Source organism: Pelomonas margarita (assembly GCF_043555875.1).
Classification (GTDB): Bacteria; Pseudomonadota; Gammaproteobacteria; order Burkholderiales; family Burkholderiaceae_C; genus Pelomonas; species Pelomonas margarita.
The window spans coordinates 61,662-80,896 of the sequence record NZ_JBIGHW010000016.1 but is presented as its reverse complement, the minus strand read 5'-3'; the positions used below and the strand labels follow the sequence as shown (position 1 = coordinate 80,896).

Here is a 19,235-nt window from a genome sequence, read left to right as displayed (position 1 = left end):
CGAACCAGCTTCAGGACTCTCGCCCCGCCTTCGCACCACAACAACCCCAAAGAGAAGCCGCGAGCAGCGAAGCCCTCTATTCTGGCACAGATTTCTGGGCGTAGACAAGAGAACTTCGAAGATTGTTCAAGGCGCACCAGGCCTCAGCGGTGGGCACGCTTGATGAGCAGCTTTTTTCTTATTGACCGAGGAGGCTGAGTCCTTGATGGCAACACAAGACAGGCCCCGACGTTGCCGCGTATTTCAGCGCCTGGCGTGTACTTGCACAGCATCCAACCGGCCGGTCTACGCCCATCAGACACAGCGGCAAATCACACGTCCGTCGCATTGCCCACCGACACGGTGGATCGCCGCCATGAAAAAGGCCCGGAGCTGCGTGAGCAGCTCCGGGCCTTGTCAATACCGACGGTCTGAGGTCAGCCTTCTTCCTGGAACGCCTCCTGGCGCTTGTTCTTGATGGACGGCAGCATCACGACCACGATCATGAGTGCAGCCGCCACCAACAGGCCGGCCGACAGCGGGCGGGTGAAGAACGTGCTCCAGTCCCCTCGCGCCAGCAGCAGCGCCCGGCGCAGGTTCTCTTCCATCATGGGGCCCAGGATGAAGCCCAGCAGCAGCGGTGCGGGTTCGCAGCTGAGCTTATAGAAGATGTAGCCAAGCAGCGCGAAGCCTGCCGTCATGAAGACGTCGAAGTTGTTGTTGTTCAGCGAGTACGTGCCGATGCAGCAGAACACGACGATGGCCGGGAACAGGAAGCGGTAGGGCACCGTCAGCAGCTTGATCCAGATGCCGATCAGCGGCAGGTTCAACACGATGAGCATCAGGTTGCCGATCCACATCGAGGCGATCAGGCCCCAGAACAACTCGGGGTTGCCCGTCATGACCTGCGGACCCGGCTGGATGCCCTTGATGGTCATCGCGCCCACCATCAGCGCCATCACCGCGTTGGGAGGGATGCCAAGCGTCAGCATCGGGATGAAGCTGGTCTGGGCGCCGGCGTTGTTGGCACTCTCCGGACCGGCGACACCCTGGATCGCGCCCTTGCCGAACGGCACGCGGGGGTTGCGGTTGATCTTCTTTTCCAGCGTGTACGCAGCAAACGCCGCGAGCAGGGCGCCACCGCCGGGCAGCACACCCAGCACGGAGCCGAGGGCGGTGCCGCGCAGCACGGACGGCCAGGCGTCCTGGAAGTCTTCCTTGGTGGGCCACAGACCCTTGACCTCCTTGGTGAACACCTCGCGCTGCTCCGCCGGCTGGCCCAGGTTCGCGATGATCTCGCCGAAGCCGAAAACACCCATGGCGATGACGACGAAGCCGATGCCGTCCGTCAGCTCCGGGATGTCGAACGAGAAGCGCGCCGTGCCGGTGATGACGTCGGTGTTGATCTGTCCGAGCAGCAAGCCCAGCACGATCATCGCAATGGCCTTCACCAGCGAGCCAGAGGCCAGCACCACAGCGCCCACCAGCCCCAGCACCATCAGCGAGAAGTACTCGGCCGACCCGAACTGGAAAGCCAGCTCGGTCAGCGGCGGCGCGAAGGCTGCAATGATGATGGTGCCCACACAGCCAGCGAAGAAGCTGCCCAGGCCCGCGGCCGCGAGCGCGGAACCTGCGCGGCCGCGACGTGCCATCTGGTAGCCGTCGATCGCCGTCACGACGGAGCTGGATTCACCCGGCACATTGATCAGGATGGCCGTGGTCGACCCCCCGTACTGGGCGCCGTAGTAGATGCCGGCCAGCATGATGAGCGCCGGCGTGGCATCCAGCGCGTAGATGGACGGCAGCAGCATCGCGATGGTGGCGACGGGGCCGAGGCCGGGCAGCACGCCGATCAGCGTCCCCAGCACGGTGCCGAAGAAGGCGTAAAGCAGGTTCTGCAGCGTCAGTGCGGTACTGAAGCCGAGGGCGAGGTTGTTCAGCAAATCCATGTCGTGCGCCTCAGCCGGTGATGAAAACGGGCCAGAGCGGAATGGTCAGCTTCAGGCCCACGATGAACAGGGCCCAACTGCCCACGGTCAGCACGACGCTGCTGAGCAGCACGTCACGCAGTTGGAACTCACGGCCCGCCAGCGATGACAGCAGGATCGTGATGGGCAGCGTGATGGCCAGCCCCAGTCGCGGCAGGGCGAGGCCGAACACGACGATGGCCAGGATGATGACCAGCAGCGGCCGCCAGGCAATGTCACCGATAGGATCGCCGCCCTCGGATTCCAGTGTCAATGCCTTGAACAGCACCAGGCCGCCCATCAGGGCCAGCAGAATGCCGAGCCCGAAGGGGAAATAGCCCGGCCCGGGGCGGGCCGATGTGCCAAAGGAGTATTCCGTCGCGCCCCAGGCAAAGGCAACGCCTGTGCCAAGGAACATCAGCCCGGACCAGAAGTCGCGCTGGCTCTTGATCTTCATTGTTTGTTGTCTCCAACGCGCAGGGGCGCGTTCTGTTGTCGGGGAATTCTGTCAGCCGAGCTTGTGCGCGGCGCTGTGGATTACACGTAATCAGGCCACCCCGCCTCAGCGGGCGTCAGCCTTCCCACGCGGGCGTGCTGCGCAGCACTTCCTCGACGGTCGTCACGCCCTCGGCAACCTTCATCGCGCCCGCCAGTCGCAGGGGCCGCAGTCCCTCCTGCACGGCCTGCCGGCGCAGCGCACCGAGATCGGCCAGCGTGGACTTGACGCCCTCGGTCACCGTCAGCAGCTCGTACAGCCCGGCGCGACCGCGGAAGCCGGTGTTGCGGCATTCCAGACAGCCCACCGGCTTGTAGGGCTTCACGCCGCCACCGAGGCGCCAGTGCTTGACCAGCTCGTTCAGGCTCTCACGCGTGACGGTGGGATCGGGCTGCTTGCAATGCGGGCACAGCGTACGCACCAGCCGCTGGGCCAGCACGCCGATGATGGTGGCGCTGAGCAGGTAGCTGGGCACGCCCAGGTCCAGCAGCCGCGTGATGGCCGACACCGAATCGTTGGTGTGCAGCGTACTGAACACGAGGTGACCCGTCAGCGCCGCCTGGATGGCCATCTCGGCCGTCTCCAGGTCGCGGATTTCACCGACCATGATGATGTCCGGGTCCTGCCGCATCAGCGCGCGCAGCCCCTCGGCGAAGCCGAAGTCCAGCACGTTCTGCACCTGGGTCTGGTTGAAGGCCGGCTCGATCATCTCGATCGGGTCTTCGATGGTCGTGACGTTGACCTCGTCGGTGGCCAGGCGCTTCAGCGTCGAGTACAGCGTCGTCGTCTTGCCGGAGCCCGTCGGGCCGGTCACGAGGATGATGCCGTGGGGCTGCTTGACCAGCCCCTCCCAGCGCTCGGAGTCGTGCTGGCCGAAGCCGAGCGAGGCCAGGTCCTTGACCACCGTGTCGGGGTCGAAGATGCGCATGACCATCTTCTCGCCGAAGGCGGTGGGCAGCGTCGACAGCCGCATTTCGACTTCGTCGCCGCCCGGGTTGCGTGTCTTGATGCGACCGTCCAGCGGGCGGCGCTTCTCGACGACGTCCATGCGGCCCAGCAGCTTGATGCGTGAGGTCATGGCCGCCATGACGGTGGGCGGCAGCTGGTAGACCGTGTGCAGCACGCCGTCGATGCGGAAGCGGATGACGCCCATGTCGCGGCGCGGCTCCAGGTGGATGTCGCTCGCGCGCTGGTCGAAGGCGTATTGCCACAGCCAGTCCACCACCTGCACGACGCCCTGGTCGTTGGCGTCCAGCTGCTTGTTGCTCTTGCCCAGCTCGACGAGCTGCTCGAAGCTGGCCACCTGGCTCTGCTCGCCAGCCTTGGCGGCCTGCCGCACCGAACGGGCCAGCGTGAAGAACTCGGTCGTGTAACGCGCGATGTCCAGCGGGTTGGAGATGACCAGCTTGATGGGCTTGCGCACATGCGACTCGATCTGCGCCACCCAGCCGGTGTCGAAGGGCTCGGAGGTCGCGATGGTCACGTCGTTGACGCCGAACTGCACCGGCAGGCAGCGCTTGGCCTCGGCGTAGCCGATGGACATCACGTCGCCGACACGGCCCACGTCGACCTTCAGCGGGTCGATGCGCAGGTAGGGCATGCCCACGCGCGTGGCCAGCCACTCGGACAGCGCATCCACGTCCAGCGGCTTGCCCGTGGCCAGGTGCACCAGGCTGGCATGCCCCAGCCGCACCAGCGGGTGCAGCGAACTGTCACCCGCCGCGAAGCGCTGCTCCGTGCGCTGCGACTGCGTCTCGTCGATGAGGCCGTCGCGCAGCAGCCACTTCAGCAACTGGCGCCATTCCAGGCGGCCTTCGGGCTTGGCGGACGACGGGGCAGCAGCGGGTTTCGGCTTGGGAGTCATCGTTTCGGTCGTCAAAGCGCTTGGATGATGCTCATGGGCAGCGGCCGCACCAGGCGCAGCCACTTGCGGGCCGGCAGCTTGAAGCGCGATTCGATGGTAGCCGCGCGCTGCTCCAGCACCTCGCGTTCCGGCACCGTCACGCCACGGGCGGCGACGACGACCGTGTTGCCCTCCTTCGTCGGCGCCAGGCTCCAGACTTGGCTGGAGCCGAAAGCGCGCGCGATGCGCTGCGCGCTGCGCGCGAAGCTGGCGCTGCGGCCGAACAGGTTCACCGTCATCAGCCCGCCATCCGCCAGCACGCTGCGGCAGGCGGCGTAGAAGGCCTCGTCGTCCAGCACCGGCGACGCGGCGTCGTGGTCGTACAGGTCCACGTTGAGCACGTCGACCGTCTGCAGGTGGGCCGCGTCGGCGACCCAGCGGCCGGCGTCCGCGTTGACGACATTCAGCCGCGCGTCGTTGGCCGGCAGGCGGAACCACTGCCGGCAGGCGGCGATGACCTCGGGGTTGATCTCCACGGCCGTCGTGCGCATCTTGAGCTGACCGTGGCAGAAGCGCGTCAGCGCCGCGGCACCCAGGCCCAGCTGCACGGCGTGGCCCTCGCCCAGCGACGCCTCGTCGCGCCACAGCATCCAGGCGCACATGCGCTGGATGTATTCGAGTTCCAGCTGGTCGGGCTTGCGGATGCGCATCGCGCCCTGCACCCAGATCGAGTCCAGGTGCAGGAAACGCACGCCGTCGAACTCGCTCAGCGTGGCGGGGCCCCAGGTCGGTGTCTTGGATTTCATTGGCGGCGCATCCTAGGCCAAGGCGGCAGGCACGGCCCTCGGGGATCTTGCTACGACAGGTAAAGCTGCACGGCGGCCAGCCAGGCGGCGATCTTCGCCGGCAGGCTCTGGCCGGCATGGGCCGGGCTGGTGGACGGCAGGCGCAGCACCGGCAGATCCGGCGCGCCCAGCGCCAGCAGCGTCTGCTTGTGCGCCAGCGCGCCGTTGCAGGCGATGGCGCGCAGCGCCGGCAGCCGCGCCAGCAGCTCGCGCAGGTCGCTGGGTTCGGCGGCCTGGATGGCCGTGTCCAGGCTGCCCTCGCGGCGGCAGGCGGCCACGGCGTCCCACAGCGCGATGCGGTGCCCGCGCAACACCTGCAGCCGCTCGGCGTAGGGGCGCCCGGCCAGGCCGGCCTCGCCCGTCAGCGCCGCCATGACCGGCCAGAACGCGTTGCGCGGATGGGCGTAGTACTGCGCGGCCTGCAGCGATGCCGCGCCGGGGAAGCTGCCCAGCACCAGCAGCCGCGCCCGCGCGTCGAACACCGGCGCCAGGCCGACGAGGCGCCGCTCAGGCTCGGGGTTTGCGGGGTTGGCACCGGGGGCCGGCGGCTGAGAGGATGTGGAGGATTTCAACGGGAGTACTTGGAATGATGAACACCGAAGCCATCTGGCAGTTTCTCAGCACGCAGGGCGCCGACTTCGGCCTCAAGGTGCTGGCGGCCATCGCCGCCTGGGTCGTGGGCCGGTGGCTCATCTCACTGGCGCTGCGGCTGTTCTCGGCGGCGCTGCTGCGCGGCAAGCACATCGACTCGACGCTGGTCACCTACCTGCGCTCCATCCTCAGCGTGCTGCTGAACCTCGTGCTGATCCTGTCCATCCTGGACATCTTCGGCGTCAAGACGACGTCGTTCGCGGCGCTGCTGGCCGGCGCGGGCCTGGCCATCGGCACCGCCTGGGGCGGGCTGCTGACCCACTTCGCCGCCGGCGTCTTCATGCAGGTGCTGCGGCCGTTCAAGGTGGGCGACTTCGTACAGGCCGGCGGCGTGAGCGGCACCGTCACCGAGATCGGCCTGTTCGGCACGACGATCACCAGCCCGGACAACGTGCACACCATCGTCGGCAACAACACGGTGTTCGGTGGCGCCATCCAGAACTTCTCGACGCTGCCGCACCGCCGCGTCGACTGCGTCGCCAAGGTCGCCAACTCGGTGGACCCGCTGGACGCCATCGCCCGGCTGCGGCCGGCCATCGCCGCGATCCCCAACGTCATGAGCTCGCCCGCGCCCGACATCGAGATCCTGCAGTTCACGCCCGAAGGCCCGCTGCTGTGCGTGCGCCCCTACTGCCACACCGACCACTACTGGCAGGTCTACTTCGACACGCACAAGGCGGTCGTCGCGACGTTCGGTGCCGCCGGCTACCCGGTGCCCGAGACCCCGATCACACCGCGGAACCGCTGATATCCGACCTGACCGCCCGCATCGCCAGCCTCTGGCGCTACCCCGTCAAATCCTGCGCCGGCGAAGCCGTTGACACGCTGGCGCTCGACGCCGAGGGCTGGCCCGTGGGCGACCGCGGCTGGGGCATCGGCAACGCCGACGCCGAGCTGACGTGGATGGGCGCCTTCCCGCAGCTGGCGTGGGTCAGCGCATCGCTGGGCGATGGCGGTCTCACGCTGCGGGCCGACGGCCACGCGCTGACGCTGCCCGCACAGGGCGGCGACGCCGTCACCGTCAACGCGTGGAACGACAGCATCAAGGGCTTCGACCAGATCCAGGCCTGGGACGCCGGCGAGGCCGCCGCCGCGTTGCTGCGTGCAGCTACCGGCGAGCGGCTGCGCCTGGTGCGCCTGAGCCACGAGGCGCAGCGCCGGCCCCTGCTGAACGCGCTGCACCTGGTGGGCGACGCATCGCTGCAAGCCTGGCGCGACGCCACGACCCAGCCCCTGGCCGGCGCGGCGCAACGCGCACGGCCCAACATCGTGCTGACCGCCGCCGACGATGGCGACCTGCCACCGTTCATCGAGGACCTGATGACCCAGGCCCGCATCGGCGCGCTGACGCTGGACCGCACGAACGTCTGCGTGCGCTGCGTGATGCCCACCGTGGACCCGGCCACCGCCGAGCCGCAGCCGCCCGCGATGGATGCGCTGGTGCGGCTCAGCGCCGAACGCGCGCCGGGTATGCCGGTGCAGTTCGGCATCTATGCGCGCGGCAGCGGCGCCGGCACGCTGCGCGTGGGCGACCGCGTGGCGTTGACGCTGGATTTCGATTGAGTCCACACCGCCCGCAGCCGGCAGATTCCTACCGCCACAATGCGTGAACAAAAGAGACGCGCAGGGAGCAGGCATGTGGAAATGGGCGGGGCTGGGATCGGCAGCCATGGCGTTGGCGATGGCCGGATGCGGCGGCGGCGGTGGTGGCGGCAGTGATGGCCCGGGCACCGCGCCCACACCGCCTCCAAGCACGGGCACCAGCCCGGGCGCCGGCAGCAACCCGGGCGCCACCGGTGCCACGCTGAAGTTCAATGCCAGCAACGCCGGCCGAGTGGCGGGCTATCCGCTCTGGGCGACCGAAGGCCTGATGCGGCTGGGCAACGCGCTCAGCGACGACGTGGTGGCGACCATGCAGCGCAAGAAGGTCGCGGACTCTGGCAGCTGCCAGGGCGGCACCGGTACCTGGAACCGCACATTCCAGGACAACGACGGCAGCGGCGCCGTCAGCGCCGGCGATGTGATCACGATGCAGTTCGCCGGCTGCCACCGCGAACCACTGGCCCGCATGGTGGACGGTACAGCCAGCGTGAAGATCAACAGCGTCGATGGCTCCGGCGGCTTCGTCGCGGTGGTAACGGTCGCGCTGCCGGGCATGGGCGTCTCCGCGACGGTGGGCGACAAGACGACCGACTTCCGCATGTCCGGCACGATGCGCCTGGCCTGGAGCCCCAGCGACACGCGCACAACGCTCACGCTGGGCGACGGCGCCAGCGACGAGGTGCTGTTCGACATCCCCTGGATGTCCATTGCCGGCGACCGGGTGAGCGCATTCAAGATGGAAAAGCGCCAGCACTGGGACGAGGCCCGCTCCTACCTGGACCTGCGCATGCGCTACGCGTCGCCGGAGCTCGGCGGCAGCTTCGATGTCAGCACGCCCGTGGGCATTTCTTCGTGGCTGGATACGCTGCCCGAGGCGCGGCCAGGCCAGGGCTGGCTGCTGATGCAGGGCGCCGCCAAGGACGAGGTGCGCATCGACGTCATCAGCACCGGCGGCACGAGCCCGGAGATCGGCGTCAAGGTGGACTTCGGCGGCGATGGCGTTCTGGACATGTCCGGTGATGCCCGCTGGACGGACGCCGGGCTGATCTCCGGCTATTTCTTCGCGGACTACACCGCCGGCGGACGAGGCAACACCTATGCGCTGGACCCCAACGAACTCTCGCTGCGCGCGCCCTTCCGGGCGTCCACCACGGTCGCTGTCCAGGACACGTTGCGCCTCCAGTTCACGCGGCCGCCCGTGGGCAGCACCGGCTGGACCTGGCGGCTGATGGACAAAGGCCCGCTGCCCGGCGGCACGGGCACACCGCAGGAAGTGCCCGTCACGGTGCAGACCCTGGGCGCGCTGGTGCTGATCAAGCCCGCCCAGCCGCTGCGCTATTCCCGCCAGTACGAACTGCTGCTGGACACCGGCGCGCCCTCGGCGCAGGGCCAGCTGCTGCGCGCCACCACCGGGGGCACGCTGGACCTCTACAAGGGTGTCGTCGGCGGTTTCCAGACGCTGGATTACCTCAATCCGAGGCCGGCTTTCTACAAGCTGCCGCAATACCTGAGTGCCACGCAGAACACCCGGGTCGGCACGTTCGCGCAGCCCGCAGGCGCGCCAGCGGTGACCTACCGCTGGACGCAGGTGTCAGGCCAGCCGGTGGTCATCGCGGCCCCCACGGCCGCCGAGACCGACATCGCACTCGGCGCCGGCGCTGCCGGCATCGGCTCGGCGACGCTGCGCCTGACGATGGCGCTGGCCGACGGCACCAGCGAGAGCGCGGACATCGTCATCCGCACCGTGCATGACACCGCCCTGGCCTGGTCCAGCCTCATCCATGTCAAGCCGACGAATTTCACGCTGCCGGAGCAGTTCATCTGGGGCGGCCCGGCGGTCGGCCAGCTGCAGGTCGCTCGAAGCAGCGTTGACAGCCTGACCCTCCAGTATTCGGACCGCGCCGGCCCTGCGTCCCAGTACCCCGACTGGTCGCTGCGGCTGCGCAGCGCCGATGGCAGCGCGCTGCGACCGGGCCAGTACACCAATGCCTGGAGCCCCGCCGCGGCCGGCAAGCCCGACGGCGTGCCACTGCTCGAATTCGACATGCGCCAGATCGGTTTCATGCCGTGGGGCAGCGACTTCACCGTGCGGGAGCTGGAGACCGACGCCTCGGGCACCGTCACGAAGCTGGCGCTCGATTTCGTCGTTCGCGGCGTCGGCGACTACACGCCGATCACCGGGTCCGTGCGCCTGAACAGCGTGCTGCCCTTGGTGCCTTGACGGCGTTCAGCCGTCAGGCGGCAGCCAGTGACGCCAGTCGCGGCAGTGCCGCGAAGGCGTTGGCGGTCGTGGTCACCGCGGTATGCGCCAGCGTCCAGCCGCGCAGTGCCGCCAGACTCTGCGCCATGCGCGGCAACTCCGCCGGCTCGTTGCGCCCCTGACCCGCAGACGCGTGGCGCTCGGCGGCCGTCCGGTAGAGCCACTGCGGCGGGATGTCCGGCGCGTCGGTCTCCATGACCAGCGCCGTCTCGGGCACCGTCGCCGCGATGCGGCGGATCTGCAACGAGCGCTCGAAGGTCAGCGTGCCGCCGAAGCCCAGCTTGAACCCGAGGTCGATGAAGGCCTGCGCCTGTTGCTCGCTGCCGTTGAACGCATGGGCGATGCCGCCGTGCGTGAACCCCACGCGGCGCAGGCCGGCCAGCAGCTTGTCGGCGCTGCGCCGCACATGCAGCAGCACCGGCAGGCCGGCACGCTTGGCGAGCTTGAGCTGCTCGACGTAGAAATGCTGCTGGGTGTCGGGGTCGATGCCGTCGACGAAGTAGTCCAGCCCGATCTCGCCAACGGCCACCAGCCGCGGGTCGTCCCGGTGCTGCTGCAGCGCCTCGGCCACGCGGTCCAGGTCGCCGGGGCCGGCGTTCATCACGTACAGCGGATGGATGCCCAGCGCGTAACTGAAGTCGTGCTGATGCGCCAGCTCGCGCACGCGCGCCAGGTTGTTGGCCACGACGGCGGGGATGACGATGTGCGAGACGCCCGCAGCCCGGGCGCGCCCGACGACGGCGTCTCGATCAGCGTCGAACTCGGCCGCGTCGAGGTGGCAGTGGGTGTCGATCCACATGGCTAGAACTCGCAGGTGCGCCGTTCCGCCAGCCAGCGCCCGCCTGCGTCCAAGCAGCGATCCTGTTGCACCGAGCACCACGCCGGGTACGCCGCCGCGACCGCTGCCAGCAGCAGGCTGAGCAGAACGAGGCGGCGTCTCACTGAACTATCGGAAGACAACCGTCCGGTTGCCGTTCAGCAGCACGCGGTGCTCCGCATGCCACTGGATGGCCCGCGCCAGCGCCACGCATTCCATGTCGCGGCCGATGCCGACGAGCTGCTCGGGCGGCATGCTGTGGTCGATACGGGCAACCTCCTGCTCGATGATCGGGCCCTCGTCGAGGTCGCTGGTCACGTAGTGAGCGGTGGCGCCGATCAGCTTCACGCCCCGCTCGTAGGCCTGGTGATAAGGCTTGGCGCCCTTGAAGCTGGGCAGGAAGCTGTGGTGGATGTTGATCGCGCGGCCCGACAGGTCGCGGCAGAGCGCGGGCGACAGGATCTGCATGTAGCGCGCCAGCACGACGAGGTCGATCTGGTTCTCGGCCATCACGTCGCGAATCTTGTCTTCCTGCGCGGCCTTCTGCGCGTCCGTGGCGCCCAGCAGCGGGAAGTGATGGAACGGAATGTTGTGCGACGCCGCGAGCTGGTAGAAGTCGCGGTGGTTGGACACGATGGCCGGGATCTCGATGGGCAGGTGCCCCGTCTGCACGCGGAACAGCAGGTCGTTCAGGCAGTGGCCCAGCTTGGACACCAGCAGCAGCACGCGCGTCTTGCGGGCGCGGGCGACGAGCTCCCAGTCCATGCCGAACTCGCTGGCCAGCGGCGCGAAGGCGGCCTGCAGGGCTGCTTCTTCGGCGGTGGCCTCGAACTCGATGCGCATGAAGAAGCGCTGGTGATCCGCATCGCCGTGCTGGTGCGACGTGATGATGTTGCCGCCCTGCTGCAGCAGAACGCCGGTGACGGCGTGCACGATGCCGGCGCGGTCGGGGCAGGAGAGCTTGAGAACGAAACGTGGAGCGGTCATGACTGAAATTGGCCCTTGACCAGGTGCAGCTGCCGGTCGCAGCGTGCCGCGAGGTCGCGGTCGTGGGTGACGAGGACGAAGGCAGTGCCCTGTTCGCGGGCGCGCTCCAACATCAGTGCGAACACGGCGTCGGCGGTGTCGCGGTCGAGGTTGCCGGTGGGCTCATCGGCCAGCACGCAGGCCGGGCGCGTGACGAGCGCTCGGGCGATGGCCACACGCTGGCGCTCGCCGCCGGAGAGCTCCGCCGGGCGGTGCTGCACGCGGTCTTTCAGGCCCACGCGGGCCAGCATCTCGGCGGCCACCTGGCGCGCCTGCGCCGGGGTCTGGCGGCGGATGCGCAGCGGCATAGCCACGTTGTCCAGCGCCGAGAACTCGGGCAGCAGGTGGTGGAACTGGTAGACGAAGCCCAGGTGCTGGTTGCGCCAGCGGCCGCGCTCGGCTTCGGCCATGGAAGCGAAGGACGTGCCCATCAGCGTCACGCCGCCGGTGGTGGGCTGATCCAGCCCGCCCAGCAGGTGCAACAGCGTGGACTTGCCGGAGCCCGACGCGCCGATGATGGCCACGGTCTCACCACGGCGCACCGTCAAGTCCACGCCGCGCAGCACGGTCACGTCCAGCTCGCCTTCCTTGAAGCGGCGGGTCAGGCCGGTGGCCTGGATCACGGCATCACTCATAGCGCAGCGCCTCCGCCGGCTGCACGCGGCTGGCGCGCCAGCTCGGGTAGAGCGTGGCGAGGAAGGCCAGGCTCAGCGAGCCGATGGCGATGGGGACGATGTCGCCGCTCTGCGGGTCGCTGGGCATTTGGCTGATCAGGTAGATGCTGCCCGGCAGGAAGCTGACGTTCAGCAGGTGTTCGATGGCGGGCACGATGACGTCGATGTTGAAGGCGATCAGCAGCCCCAGCACCACGCCGGCCAGCGTGCCGATGATCCCGGATGCGGCGCCCTGCACGATGAAGATGCCCATCACCGAGCGCGGGCTGGCGCCCAGGGTGCGCAGGATGGCGATGTCGCTTTGCTTGTCGGTCACCGTCATCACCAGCGTAGACACGAGGTTGAAGGCCGCGACGGCGACGATCAGCGTCAGCACGATGCTCATCATGCGTTTCTCGATCTGCACGGCGTCGAACCAGGTCGCGTTGGAGCGGGTCCAGTCGCGCACGAGGGTCTCCGGGCCCATCTGCCCGGCCAGCTCGGCGGCCACGCGGCGGGCGTCGTGCACGTCGCGCAGCTTCAGCTGCACGCCCGTGGGGCCTTCGGTACGGAACAGCTTGGCCGCGTCGTCCACGTGCACCAGCGCCAGGCCCGCGTCGTACTCGTAGTGGCCGGAGTGGAAGACGCCCACGATGTTGAAGCTCTTCAGCCGCGGCACGACGCCGGCCGGCGTGACCTGGCCGCCGGGCGCGACGACGGTGATCTTGTCGCCCTCGCCCACGTTCAGCTGGCGGGCCAGCTCGGCGCCCAGCACGATGTTCCAGGCGCCGGGGACGAGCCTGGCGTAGGTGTCCTTGAGCTGCGCACCCAGGCCGGTGACAGTGGCCTCCTCAGCCGGCGAGATGCCGCGGATAACGGTGCCGCGCATGTCCTCGCCGCGGGCGATCAGGCTCTGGTTGGCGATGAAGGGCGCCGCGCCGACGATGGCCGGGTTCTCGCGCGCCTTCGCGGCGGTGGCATGCCAGTCGGGCAGCGCCTGGCCGGAATAGTTCAGCAGCTCGACGTGCGCGATGACGTTGAGCATGCGGTCGCGTACTTCCTTCTGGAAGCCGTTCATGACCGACAGCACGACGATGAGCGCCATCACGCCCAGCGCGATGCCCACCATCGAGGCGCCGGAGATGAAGCTGATGAAGGCGTTGCGCCGCCCGCCGCGGCCGGCGCGCACGTAGCGCCAGCCGACCTGGAGTTCAAACGGCGACGGCATGGGGCGGGGCGATGGCAGACTGCATGGGGCCGGGATGGTAACTGGCCGACTCCGCAGAGAATGTTCGCCACCCCGGTTGCCGGGCTTCAGGAGATGCGATGAAGCGCCTGTCTTTCCTGTCGGCAGCCTGCCTGCTGGCAACGTCGCTGGCCTTGCCCGCGCGGGCCCTGCCCGATCTCGTCATCGTCGTGCGCCATGCCGAGAAGGCCGCCGAGGGCGGCAACGACCCGGCGCTGTCGCCCGCCGGCGAGCTGCGCGCGCAGGCGCTGGCCCAGTCGCTGGCGGGGCTGCGCGTCAACGCCGTCGTGACGACGCAATACCAGCGCACCAGCGCCACGGCAGCGCCGCTGGCCCAGGCCCTGGGCCTGCAGCCGCAGGTCATCGAAACCCGGCCTGGCGACATGCCCGGCCACGTGCAGGCCGTGGCCGACGCGGTGCGCGCCCAGACCGGCGCGGTGCTGGTGGTGGGCCACAGCAACACGGTCACGCCGCTGCTCGCCGCACTGGGCGGGCCGAAGCTGCCCGAACTGTGCGAGACGAGCTTCCAGCATGCCTTCGTGCTGCAGCCGGCGGCGGTGCCGCTGCGCTGGGCGCGTTTCAGCTACGGCGCCCCGGGCGCGGCGCCCGAGGCCGGCTGCCTATAGCGCGCCGGGGGCGAGCCCCCTCCCGGGCCGTCAGTGCAGCATCTGCTCCACCTCGGCCGCCGGATCACCGGCGGCGGCCACCTTGACGGCCAGCATGTCCAGGTCCAGGTGCAGGTGCTCGATGAGATCGGGCACGGCCACCTCCAGCGCGTGCACCGGCTCGTCCTGATGCTCAGCGGCATCGGCCAGCACCTCGGCCACATGCAGCACGCCGGCGATCAGCGAGAAGGGGCGGATCTCCAGCGGCGTGCTGGCGTCCTTGAAGGCCTCCACCAGCCGGTCGGGGAAGTGCCAGCGCGAAGCCAGCGACGCCGTCACGTCGGCGTGCGTGCAGCCGAAGCGGTGCTCCTCCAGCGAGAAGCGGCTGCCCGGCTCGGCGGCGTGGTCCTCCACGTCCTGCACCTGCTCGGGCGAGTCGGCGGCCATCAGCAGCTGGCCCGTGCGCAGCATCAGGCCGGCGAGGTAGGCGGTGTCGGTGGTAGCGCTGTCGGTGCCCAGCATGCGCGCCAGGATGCGCGAGTAGTTGGCGGTGGCCACGCTGTGGCGCCAGAACCGGGTGCGATCCAGGCCCTGCACCTTCGGGAAGGTGCCGCTCAGACAGGCCGCCATGCTGAGGTTGCGCAGCGTCTCCAGGCCCAGCGCATGGGCGGCGTCCATGACGCTGCCGATCTGGCGCGAGGGGCTGTAGTGCGCAGAGTTGGCCAGGCGCAGCACCTTGGCGGTGAGCGCCGGGTCTTTCTCGATGAGCGCCGCGATCTGGGGCAGGCCGACGTTGTCGTCGTCGAAGCTCCTGAGCAAGCGCGAGGCCACTTCGGGCATCGTGGGCAGGGCGTTGGCTTTGGCGAAGAAATGCTCGACGGCGGCGGTCATCGCGGGCTCCTGGATCGGAAGAAAGTGCGGCTCAGTCTAGGTCTGCGGGCTGGCCGGCGCGACGGCAATAGGTCACGCTGACCCGGAAAGCTGCAGCACATGCAAACCCTAGGAGGCTGTCGGGCCTTGGGCCTTGCAGGCCCAGCCCGCAGGGCCGAGGCGAGTTGCAGGCCTAAAGCCCGACAGCCTCCTAGAGCACCAGCAGCGCGCGGAAGTCGTTCACGTTGGTGAAGCTCGGGCCCACGTCCAGCAGGTCGCCCAGCGGCGCGAAGAAGCCGGCGCTGTCGTGGGCGTCCAGCAGCGCCTGCGGGTTCAGCCCCAGCGCGCGGGCGCGGGCCAGGCTGCTGGGCGTGAGCAGCGCGCCGGCATGCGGGCCCACGCCGTCGATGCCATCGGTGTCGGCCGCCAGCGCCCACACGCGCGGCTCGCCCTGCAGCGCGAGCGCACAGCCGAGCAGAAACTCGGTGGCGCGGCCACCGCGACCGGCGGGCCGTGCGGGGTCGACGGTGACCGTGGTCTCGCCGCCGGACAGGATCACGCAGGGCGCCGCGAACGGCTGGCCGCGCCGCGCCACGGCCCGCGCCAGCGCGGCATGCACGCCGCCGACGACGCGGGACTCGCCCTCGATGTCGTCGCTGAGGATGTGGGCCGCCAGTCCGTGCTCGCACGCCAGCGCGGCGGCCGCCTCCAGGCTCAGTTGCGGCGTGGCCAGCATCGTCAGCGCGTGGCCGTCCAGGCGCGGGTCGCCGGGCTTGGGGGTCTCGAACGCGCCCTGCTCCAGCCCCAGGCGCGCGGCCTCGGGCAGGTGGATGCGATAGCGGCGACAGATGGCCAGTGCGTCGGCGCAGGTGCTGGCGTCGGCCACCGTGGGGCCGGAGGCGATGACGGCCGGGTCGTCGCCCGGCACATCGCTGATGGCCAGCGTCAGCACGCGGGCCGGCGCGCAGGCCGCCGCGAGCCGGCCGCCCTTGATGGCGGACAGATGCTTGCGCACGCAGTTCATCTCGGCAATGCCCGCGCCGCTCAGCAGCAGCGCGCGGTTGACGGCCTGCTTGTCCGCCAGCGTCAGCCCGGCTGCGGGCTGGCTGAGCAACGCCGAACCGCCGCCGGAGATCAGGCAGATGACGAGGTCGTCGGCCGTCAGCCCCTGCGTCAGCGCCAACAGCCGGGCCGTGGCTGCCTGGCCGGCGGCATCCGGCACGGGGTGCGCCGCCTCGACGAGCTCCACGCGGCGCGGCCGCCAGCCCGGCGGCACATGGCCGTAGCGCGTGATCACCAGGCCCGACAAGGGCGCCTCAGCCGGCCAGGCGGCCTCCAGCGCCTGCAGCATCGCGCCGCCGGCCTTGCCGGCGCCCAGCACCACGGTACGCCCCAGCGGAGGCGGCGGCAGCTGGGCCGCCAGCATCTGCCCGGGCAGTGCGCGGGCCACGGCGGCGGCGTAGAGCTGGCGCAGCAGCGCGCGCGGGTCGGGCGTCATGGCTTGGCCCACCGGCCCATCAGCGCACGCTCCTCGTCGGTCATGCCGGTGGCGTTGTTCAGCGGCATCAGGCGCTGCACCTGCACCTGCTGGTAGATGGCGGCCCGGTGGGCGAGCAGCGCTTCGGCGGAGTCCAGCCGCACGCCCTTCTGCGCCGCCTCGCCGCTGTGGCAGGCCAGGCAGCGCTGTGCGGCAATGGCCTGCACCTGGGCGAGTGTGACCGGCGTGGGCGCCGCAGCGGCGGCCGGCTGCGGCCGGGGCGCCATCCCCACCACCAACGCGGCCAGCAGCGCCAGCGCCAGCACGATGGCGCCCCAGCTGTTGACGCCCTTGTGGCGCTTCACGAAGAACAGTCGGATGGCCACGCCTGCGGCCATCAACACGCACAGCACGGCCCAGTTGTGCGGGTGCTGGTGCAGCATGCCGTAGTGGTTGCTGAGCATCGCGATCAGCACCGGCAGGCCGAACCAGGTGTTGTGCACGCTGCGCTCCTTGCCGCGCTGGCCGTGAATCGGGTCGGGCGCCTGGCCGGCGCGCATCTGCGCGATGACCTTCTTCTGGCCCGGGATGATCCAGTGCGCCACGTTGGCCGTCATCAGCGTCGCTAGCGTCGCGCCCACGATGAGGAAGGCCGCCCGGCCGGCAAACAGCTGGCAGGCCAGCCAGCTGGCGAACACGATGAACAGCGCGACGACCGCCAGCACGCGGCCATCGTTGCCGATGTTGCCGTCGCGCGTGCGGCCCAGCGTCACGCAGGCGATGTCGTACACCGCCGTGCCGACGACAAGGAAGCCCAGCGCCGCGCACACGGCCTGCCACGGCGCGCCCCAGGCGTACACGCGCGGGTCGATCAGCATCTGGCTGGCGTTGAACAGGTAGAGCACGACGAACAGCGCGAAGCCGCTCATCCACGTCCAGTAGCTCTCCCAATAGAACCAGTGCAGGTCCTTGGGCAGGTTGACCGGCGCCACCAGGTACTTCTGCGGGTTGTAGAAGCCACCGCCATGCACGGCCCACAACTCGCCGCCCACGCCCTTGGCCTTCAGGTCGTCGGCTGTCGGCTTGACGAGGTGGTTGTCCAGCCAGACGAAGTAGAACGAGGCGCCGATCCAGGCGATGACGGTGATGACGTGCAGCCAGCGCAGCAGCAGGTTGGCCCAGTCGAGCAGGTAGGTTTCCAAGTCGCGTCTCTCCATGGCCCCACCACGGCGGGTGCTGTGGGGCCCCAGGGTCGCGTCTTCAGGCACGCCAGGCGCCCGACACCGCTGCGACAGCGCGCGAGTGTATGCAAGCGCCCGTCGCGTCGCCGCGACGGGCTGCCCGCTCAGCGACCCAGCCGGAAGAAGGCCACGGCCTGCACCAGCTGCTGCGCCTGCGCGCGCAGGCTCTCGGCCGCTGCAGCGCTTTCCTCGACGAGCGCGGCGTTCTGCTGGGTGCTCTGGTCCATCTCGAGCACGGCCTTGCCGATGTCGTTGACCTGCTGTGCTTGGTGAGAGCCCGTCTGGGCGATCTCGGTAACGATGCGATCCACACGCTGGATCGCAGCCACCACCTCCTGCATGGTGGCCCCGGCGCGGTCCACCTGCGAGGAGCCTTGCTGAATCTGCTCCACGCTGGCCGTGATCAACTGCTTGATCTCGCGCGCTGCCGTCGCACTGCGCTGAGCCAGACTGCGCACTTCGCCCGCCACGACGGCGAAGCCGCGGCCCTGCTCGCCGGCCCGGGCGGCCTCCACGGCCGCGTTCAGCGCCAGGATGTTGGTCTGGAACGCGATGCCGTCGATAACCCCGGTGATTTCCGCAATGCGGGCCGAGCTGTGGGAGATGCCGCGCATGGTGGACACCACACCGCCCACGACCTCGCCACCCTGGGCCGCAATGCCCGAAGCCGCGTTCGCCACCCCGCTGGCGTCACGCGCGTTGTCGGCGCTGCCCAGGGCTTGCTCGCGCAGTTGGTCCATCGACCCCGAGGTGCGCTGCAGCGCGGCCGCCTGCATCTCGGTGCGTTGCGACAGGTCGATGTTGCCCGAGGCGATTTCATGGCTGGCCGTGGCCACGCTGTCAGCCCCCCGGCGCACCTGATCCACCACGCCGATCAGGCGCTCCTGCATGCCGGCCAGGCTGGCCATCAGGCTGAGCGAATCGCCTGGCCGCACCGGCACGGTGTGCGTCAGGTCGCCGCTGGCGATGCGCTGCAGCAGCTCCGCCGCCTCGCGCGGCTCGCCCCCCAGGTCACGCGACAGGCCGCGCGCAATCAACACCGCCAGCAGCAGGCCGGTGCCCACCGCCAGCGCCAGCAAGCCGAGCGCGATCTTGAACACCCGCTGATAGACCTGGTCGGAGGCCGTCCCGGCCGCCTCGCCAGCCGCGAATGCGGCCTGGGCCATCTTGTCCAGCGCACCGATGGCGTCGTCAAAGCTCGACTTGCCAGCGCCTTCGCTGATCTCCTTGCCGTCCTCCTGCTTGCCCGACTTGTCCAGGCTGATGACCTTGGCCACGGTATCCAGGTAGTCGTTGAGCAGCTTGTCGAACGTGGCGCGCAGCGCCTGGTGCTCGCCCGGCATCACGAGGGCTTGGTGCGCCTGCAGGGCCTGCTGCACCGCCTCCCTCGCGCCGCGCAGCTTCTCTTCGTATTCGTCCATGTAGCCGGCATCGGCAGCTGTCGTGTGCCGGACCGTGAACTCGCGGTGTTCCAGCAACGCAGCGCGCGCCGCCGCCAGATGCCCGGCACTGGGCAACCAGCGCGACGCCAGCGCGCTGGACGCGTCCCGCACCTGGCCGAGCGCGAACAAGGCCCCCAGCCCGATGACCAGCGTGAGCAGAATCAGCCAGCCGAAGGCCAGCGCCAGCTTTTGAACTGTGGCCAACCTGGCCAACC

General features: G+C 69.6%; 17 protein-coding genes. 4 read left to right on the top strand and 13 right to left on the bottom strand.

Annotated elements, in window-relative coordinates; all coding sequences use genetic code 11:
• Positions 1–416: 416 nt before the first annotated feature.
• The 5 genes from ACG0Z3_RS20995 to ACG0Z3_RS20975 all read right to left on the bottom strand — a co-directional run bounded on the left by ACG0Z3_RS20995 (position 417) and on the right by ACG0Z3_RS20975 (position 5,702).
• A complete protein-coding gene (locus ACG0Z3_RS20995) occupies positions 417–1,928 on the bottom strand; it encodes a tripartite tricarboxylate transporter permease (RefSeq protein WP_394401388.1) in 1,512 nt (503 codons plus the stop codon).
• Between the two features lie 10 nt (positions 1,929–1,938).
• Positions 1,939–2,403, bottom strand: a complete 465-nt coding sequence (locus tag ACG0Z3_RS20990) for a tripartite tricarboxylate transporter TctB family protein (RefSeq protein ID WP_394401385.1) — start codon at positions 2,401–2,403, stop codon at positions 1,939–1,941.
• Positions 2,404–2,518: 115 nt separating this feature from the next.
• The gene (gene tfpB / locus ACG0Z3_RS20985; protein WP_394401382.1) at positions 2,519–4,306 is read right to left on the bottom strand and encodes a type IV pilus assembly ATPase TfpB; all 1,788 of its coding nucleotides are present in this window, start codon (positions 4,304–4,306) and stop codon (positions 2,519–2,521) included.
• Between the two features lie 11 nt (positions 4,307–4,317).
• Complete coding sequence (locus ACG0Z3_RS20980) at positions 4,318–5,091, bottom strand: spermine/spermidine synthase domain-containing protein (protein WP_394401379.1); 774 nt, start codon at positions 5,089–5,091, stop codon at positions 4,318–4,320.
• A gap of 50 nt (positions 5,092–5,141) precedes the next feature.
• The gene (locus ACG0Z3_RS20975) at positions 5,142–5,702 is read right to left on the bottom strand and encodes a DNA-deoxyinosine glycosylase (RefSeq protein ID WP_394401376.1); all 561 of its coding nucleotides are present in this window, start codon (positions 5,700–5,702) and stop codon (positions 5,142–5,144) included.
• A gap of 17 nt (positions 5,703–5,719) precedes the next feature.
• Between ACG0Z3_RS20975 and ACG0Z3_RS20970 the strand changes: the two genes are divergently transcribed.
• From ACG0Z3_RS20970 to ACG0Z3_RS20960, 3 genes are all read left to right on the top strand, one after another.
• Positions 5,720–6,529, top strand: a complete 810-nt coding sequence (locus ACG0Z3_RS20970) for a mechanosensitive ion channel family protein (protein WP_394401397.1) — start codon at positions 5,720–5,722, stop codon at positions 6,527–6,529.
• A complete protein-coding gene (locus tag ACG0Z3_RS20965; RefSeq protein WP_394401394.1) occupies positions 6,412–7,344 on the top strand; it encodes an MOSC domain-containing protein in 933 nt (310 codons plus the stop codon). The genes ACG0Z3_RS20970 and ACG0Z3_RS20965 overlap by 118 nt, the downstream gene beginning before the upstream one ends.
• Positions 7,345–7,450: 106 nt before the next feature.
• The gene (locus ACG0Z3_RS20960; protein WP_394401373.1) at positions 7,451–9,604 is read left to right on the top strand and encodes a hypothetical protein; all 2,154 of its coding nucleotides are present in this window, start codon (positions 7,451–7,453) and stop codon (positions 9,602–9,604) included.
• A gap of 13 nt (positions 9,605–9,617) precedes the next feature.
• On the opposite strand, the gene ACG0Z3_RS20955 is transcribed toward ACG0Z3_RS20960, so the two are convergent.
• The 4 genes from ACG0Z3_RS20955 to ACG0Z3_RS20940 form a co-directional block, all read right to left on the bottom strand.
• On the bottom strand, positions 9,618–10,442 hold the full coding sequence (locus tag ACG0Z3_RS20955) for a TatD family hydrolase (protein ID WP_394401371.1): 825 nt from the start codon (positions 10,440–10,442) through the stop codon (positions 9,618–9,620).
• A 147-nt stretch (positions 10,443–10,589) separates the two neighbouring features.
• Entirely contained in the window at positions 10,590–11,447 is an 858-nt protein-coding gene (gene purU, locus ACG0Z3_RS20950; protein WP_394401369.1) for a formyltetrahydrofolate deformylase, read from the bottom strand.
• Positions 11,444–12,121 carry a lipoprotein-releasing ABC transporter ATP-binding protein LolD gene (lolD, locus tag ACG0Z3_RS20945; protein ID WP_394401366.1) on the bottom strand — a complete coding sequence of 226 codons (678 nt, stop codon included), beginning with the start codon at positions 12,119–12,121 and terminating at the stop codon, positions 11,444–11,446. Before lolD ends, purU begins: the two co-directional genes overlap by 4 nt.
• Positions 12,114–13,367 carry a lipoprotein-releasing ABC transporter permease subunit gene (locus tag ACG0Z3_RS20940; RefSeq protein ID WP_394401364.1) on the bottom strand — a complete coding sequence of 418 codons (1,254 nt, stop codon included), beginning with the start codon at positions 13,365–13,367 and terminating at the stop codon, positions 12,114–12,116. The genes lolD and ACG0Z3_RS20940 overlap by 8 nt, the downstream gene beginning before the upstream one ends.
• 98 nt (positions 13,368–13,465) lie before the next feature.
• Between ACG0Z3_RS20940 and ACG0Z3_RS20935 the strand changes: the two genes are divergently transcribed.
• Positions 13,466–14,011 carry a histidine phosphatase family protein gene (locus tag ACG0Z3_RS20935; protein WP_394401361.1) on the top strand — a complete coding sequence of 182 codons (546 nt, stop codon included), beginning with the start codon at positions 13,466–13,468 and terminating at the stop codon, positions 14,009–14,011.
• A gap of 30 nt (positions 14,012–14,041) precedes the next feature.
• Here the strand turns inward: ACG0Z3_RS20935 and ACG0Z3_RS20930 are convergent, their stop codons facing one another.
• From ACG0Z3_RS20930 to ACG0Z3_RS20915, 4 genes are all read right to left on the bottom strand, one after another.
• The gene (locus tag ACG0Z3_RS20930) at positions 14,042–14,881 is read right to left on the bottom strand and encodes an HDOD domain-containing protein (RefSeq protein WP_394401358.1); all 840 of its coding nucleotides are present in this window, start codon (positions 14,879–14,881) and stop codon (positions 14,042–14,044) included.
• 190 nt (positions 14,882–15,071) lie between these two features.
• Positions 15,072–16,358 carry a glycerate kinase type-2 family protein gene (locus ACG0Z3_RS20925; RefSeq protein ID WP_394401355.1) on the bottom strand — a complete coding sequence of 429 codons (1,287 nt, stop codon included), beginning with the start codon at positions 16,356–16,358 and terminating at the stop codon, positions 15,072–15,074.
• Positions 16,355–17,539, bottom strand: a complete 1,185-nt coding sequence (locus ACG0Z3_RS20920) for a urate hydroxylase PuuD (RefSeq protein ID WP_394401352.1) — start codon at positions 17,537–17,539, stop codon at positions 16,355–16,357. The genes ACG0Z3_RS20925 and ACG0Z3_RS20920 overlap by 4 nt, the downstream gene beginning before the upstream one ends.
• A gap of 143 nt (positions 17,540–17,682) precedes the next feature.
• A complete protein-coding gene (locus ACG0Z3_RS20915; RefSeq protein WP_394401349.1) occupies positions 17,683–19,224 on the bottom strand; it encodes a methyl-accepting chemotaxis protein in 1,542 nt (513 codons plus the stop codon).
• Positions 19,225–19,235 lie beyond the last annotated feature (11 nt).

Coding starts and splice junctions, on each gene's coding strand:
- ACG0Z3_RS20995 (WP_394401388.1), bottom strand. CDS start 1,928: ATGGATTTGCTGAACAACCTCGCCCTCGGCTTCAGTACCGCACTGACG.
- ACG0Z3_RS20990 (WP_394401385.1), bottom strand. CDS start 2,403: ATGAAGATCAAGAGCCAGCGCGACTTCTGGTCCGGGCTGATGTTCCTT.
- tfpB (WP_394401382.1), bottom strand. CDS start 4,306: ATGACTCCCAAGCCGAAACCCGCTGCTGCCCCGTCGTCCGCCAAGCCC.
- ACG0Z3_RS20980 (WP_394401379.1), bottom strand. CDS start 5,091: ATGAAATCCAAGACACCGACCTGGGGCCCCGCCACGCTGAGCGAGTTC.
- ACG0Z3_RS20970 (WP_394401397.1), top strand. CDS start 5,720: ATGAACACCGAAGCCATCTGGCAGTTTCTCAGCACGCAGGGCGCCGAC.
- ACG0Z3_RS20960 (WP_394401373.1), top strand. CDS start 7,451: ATGGCGTTGGCGATGGCCGGATGCGGCGGCGGCGGTGGTGGCGGCAGT.
- ACG0Z3_RS20955 (WP_394401371.1), bottom strand. CDS start 10,442: ATGTGGATCGACACCCACTGCCACCTCGACGCGGCCGAGTTCGACGCT.
- purU (WP_394401369.1), bottom strand. CDS start 11,447: ATGACCGCTCCACGTTTCGTTCTCAAGCTCTCCTGCCCCGACCGCGCC.
- lolD (WP_394401366.1), bottom strand. CDS start 12,121: ATGAGTGATGCCGTGATCCAGGCCACCGGCCTGACCCGCCGCTTCAAG.
- ACG0Z3_RS20940 (WP_394401364.1), bottom strand. CDS start 13,367: ATGCCGTCGCCGTTTGAACTCCAGGTCGGCTGGCGCTACGTGCGCGCC.
- ACG0Z3_RS20935 (WP_394401361.1), top strand. CDS start 13,466: ATGAAGCGCCTGTCTTTCCTGTCGGCAGCCTGCCTGCTGGCAACGTCG.
- ACG0Z3_RS20930 (WP_394401358.1), bottom strand. CDS start 14,881: ATGACCGCCGCCGTCGAGCATTTCTTCGCCAAAGCCAACGCCCTGCCC.
- ACG0Z3_RS20925 (WP_394401355.1), bottom strand. CDS start 16,358: ATGACGCCCGACCCGCGCGCGCTGCTGCGCCAGCTCTACGCCGCCGCC.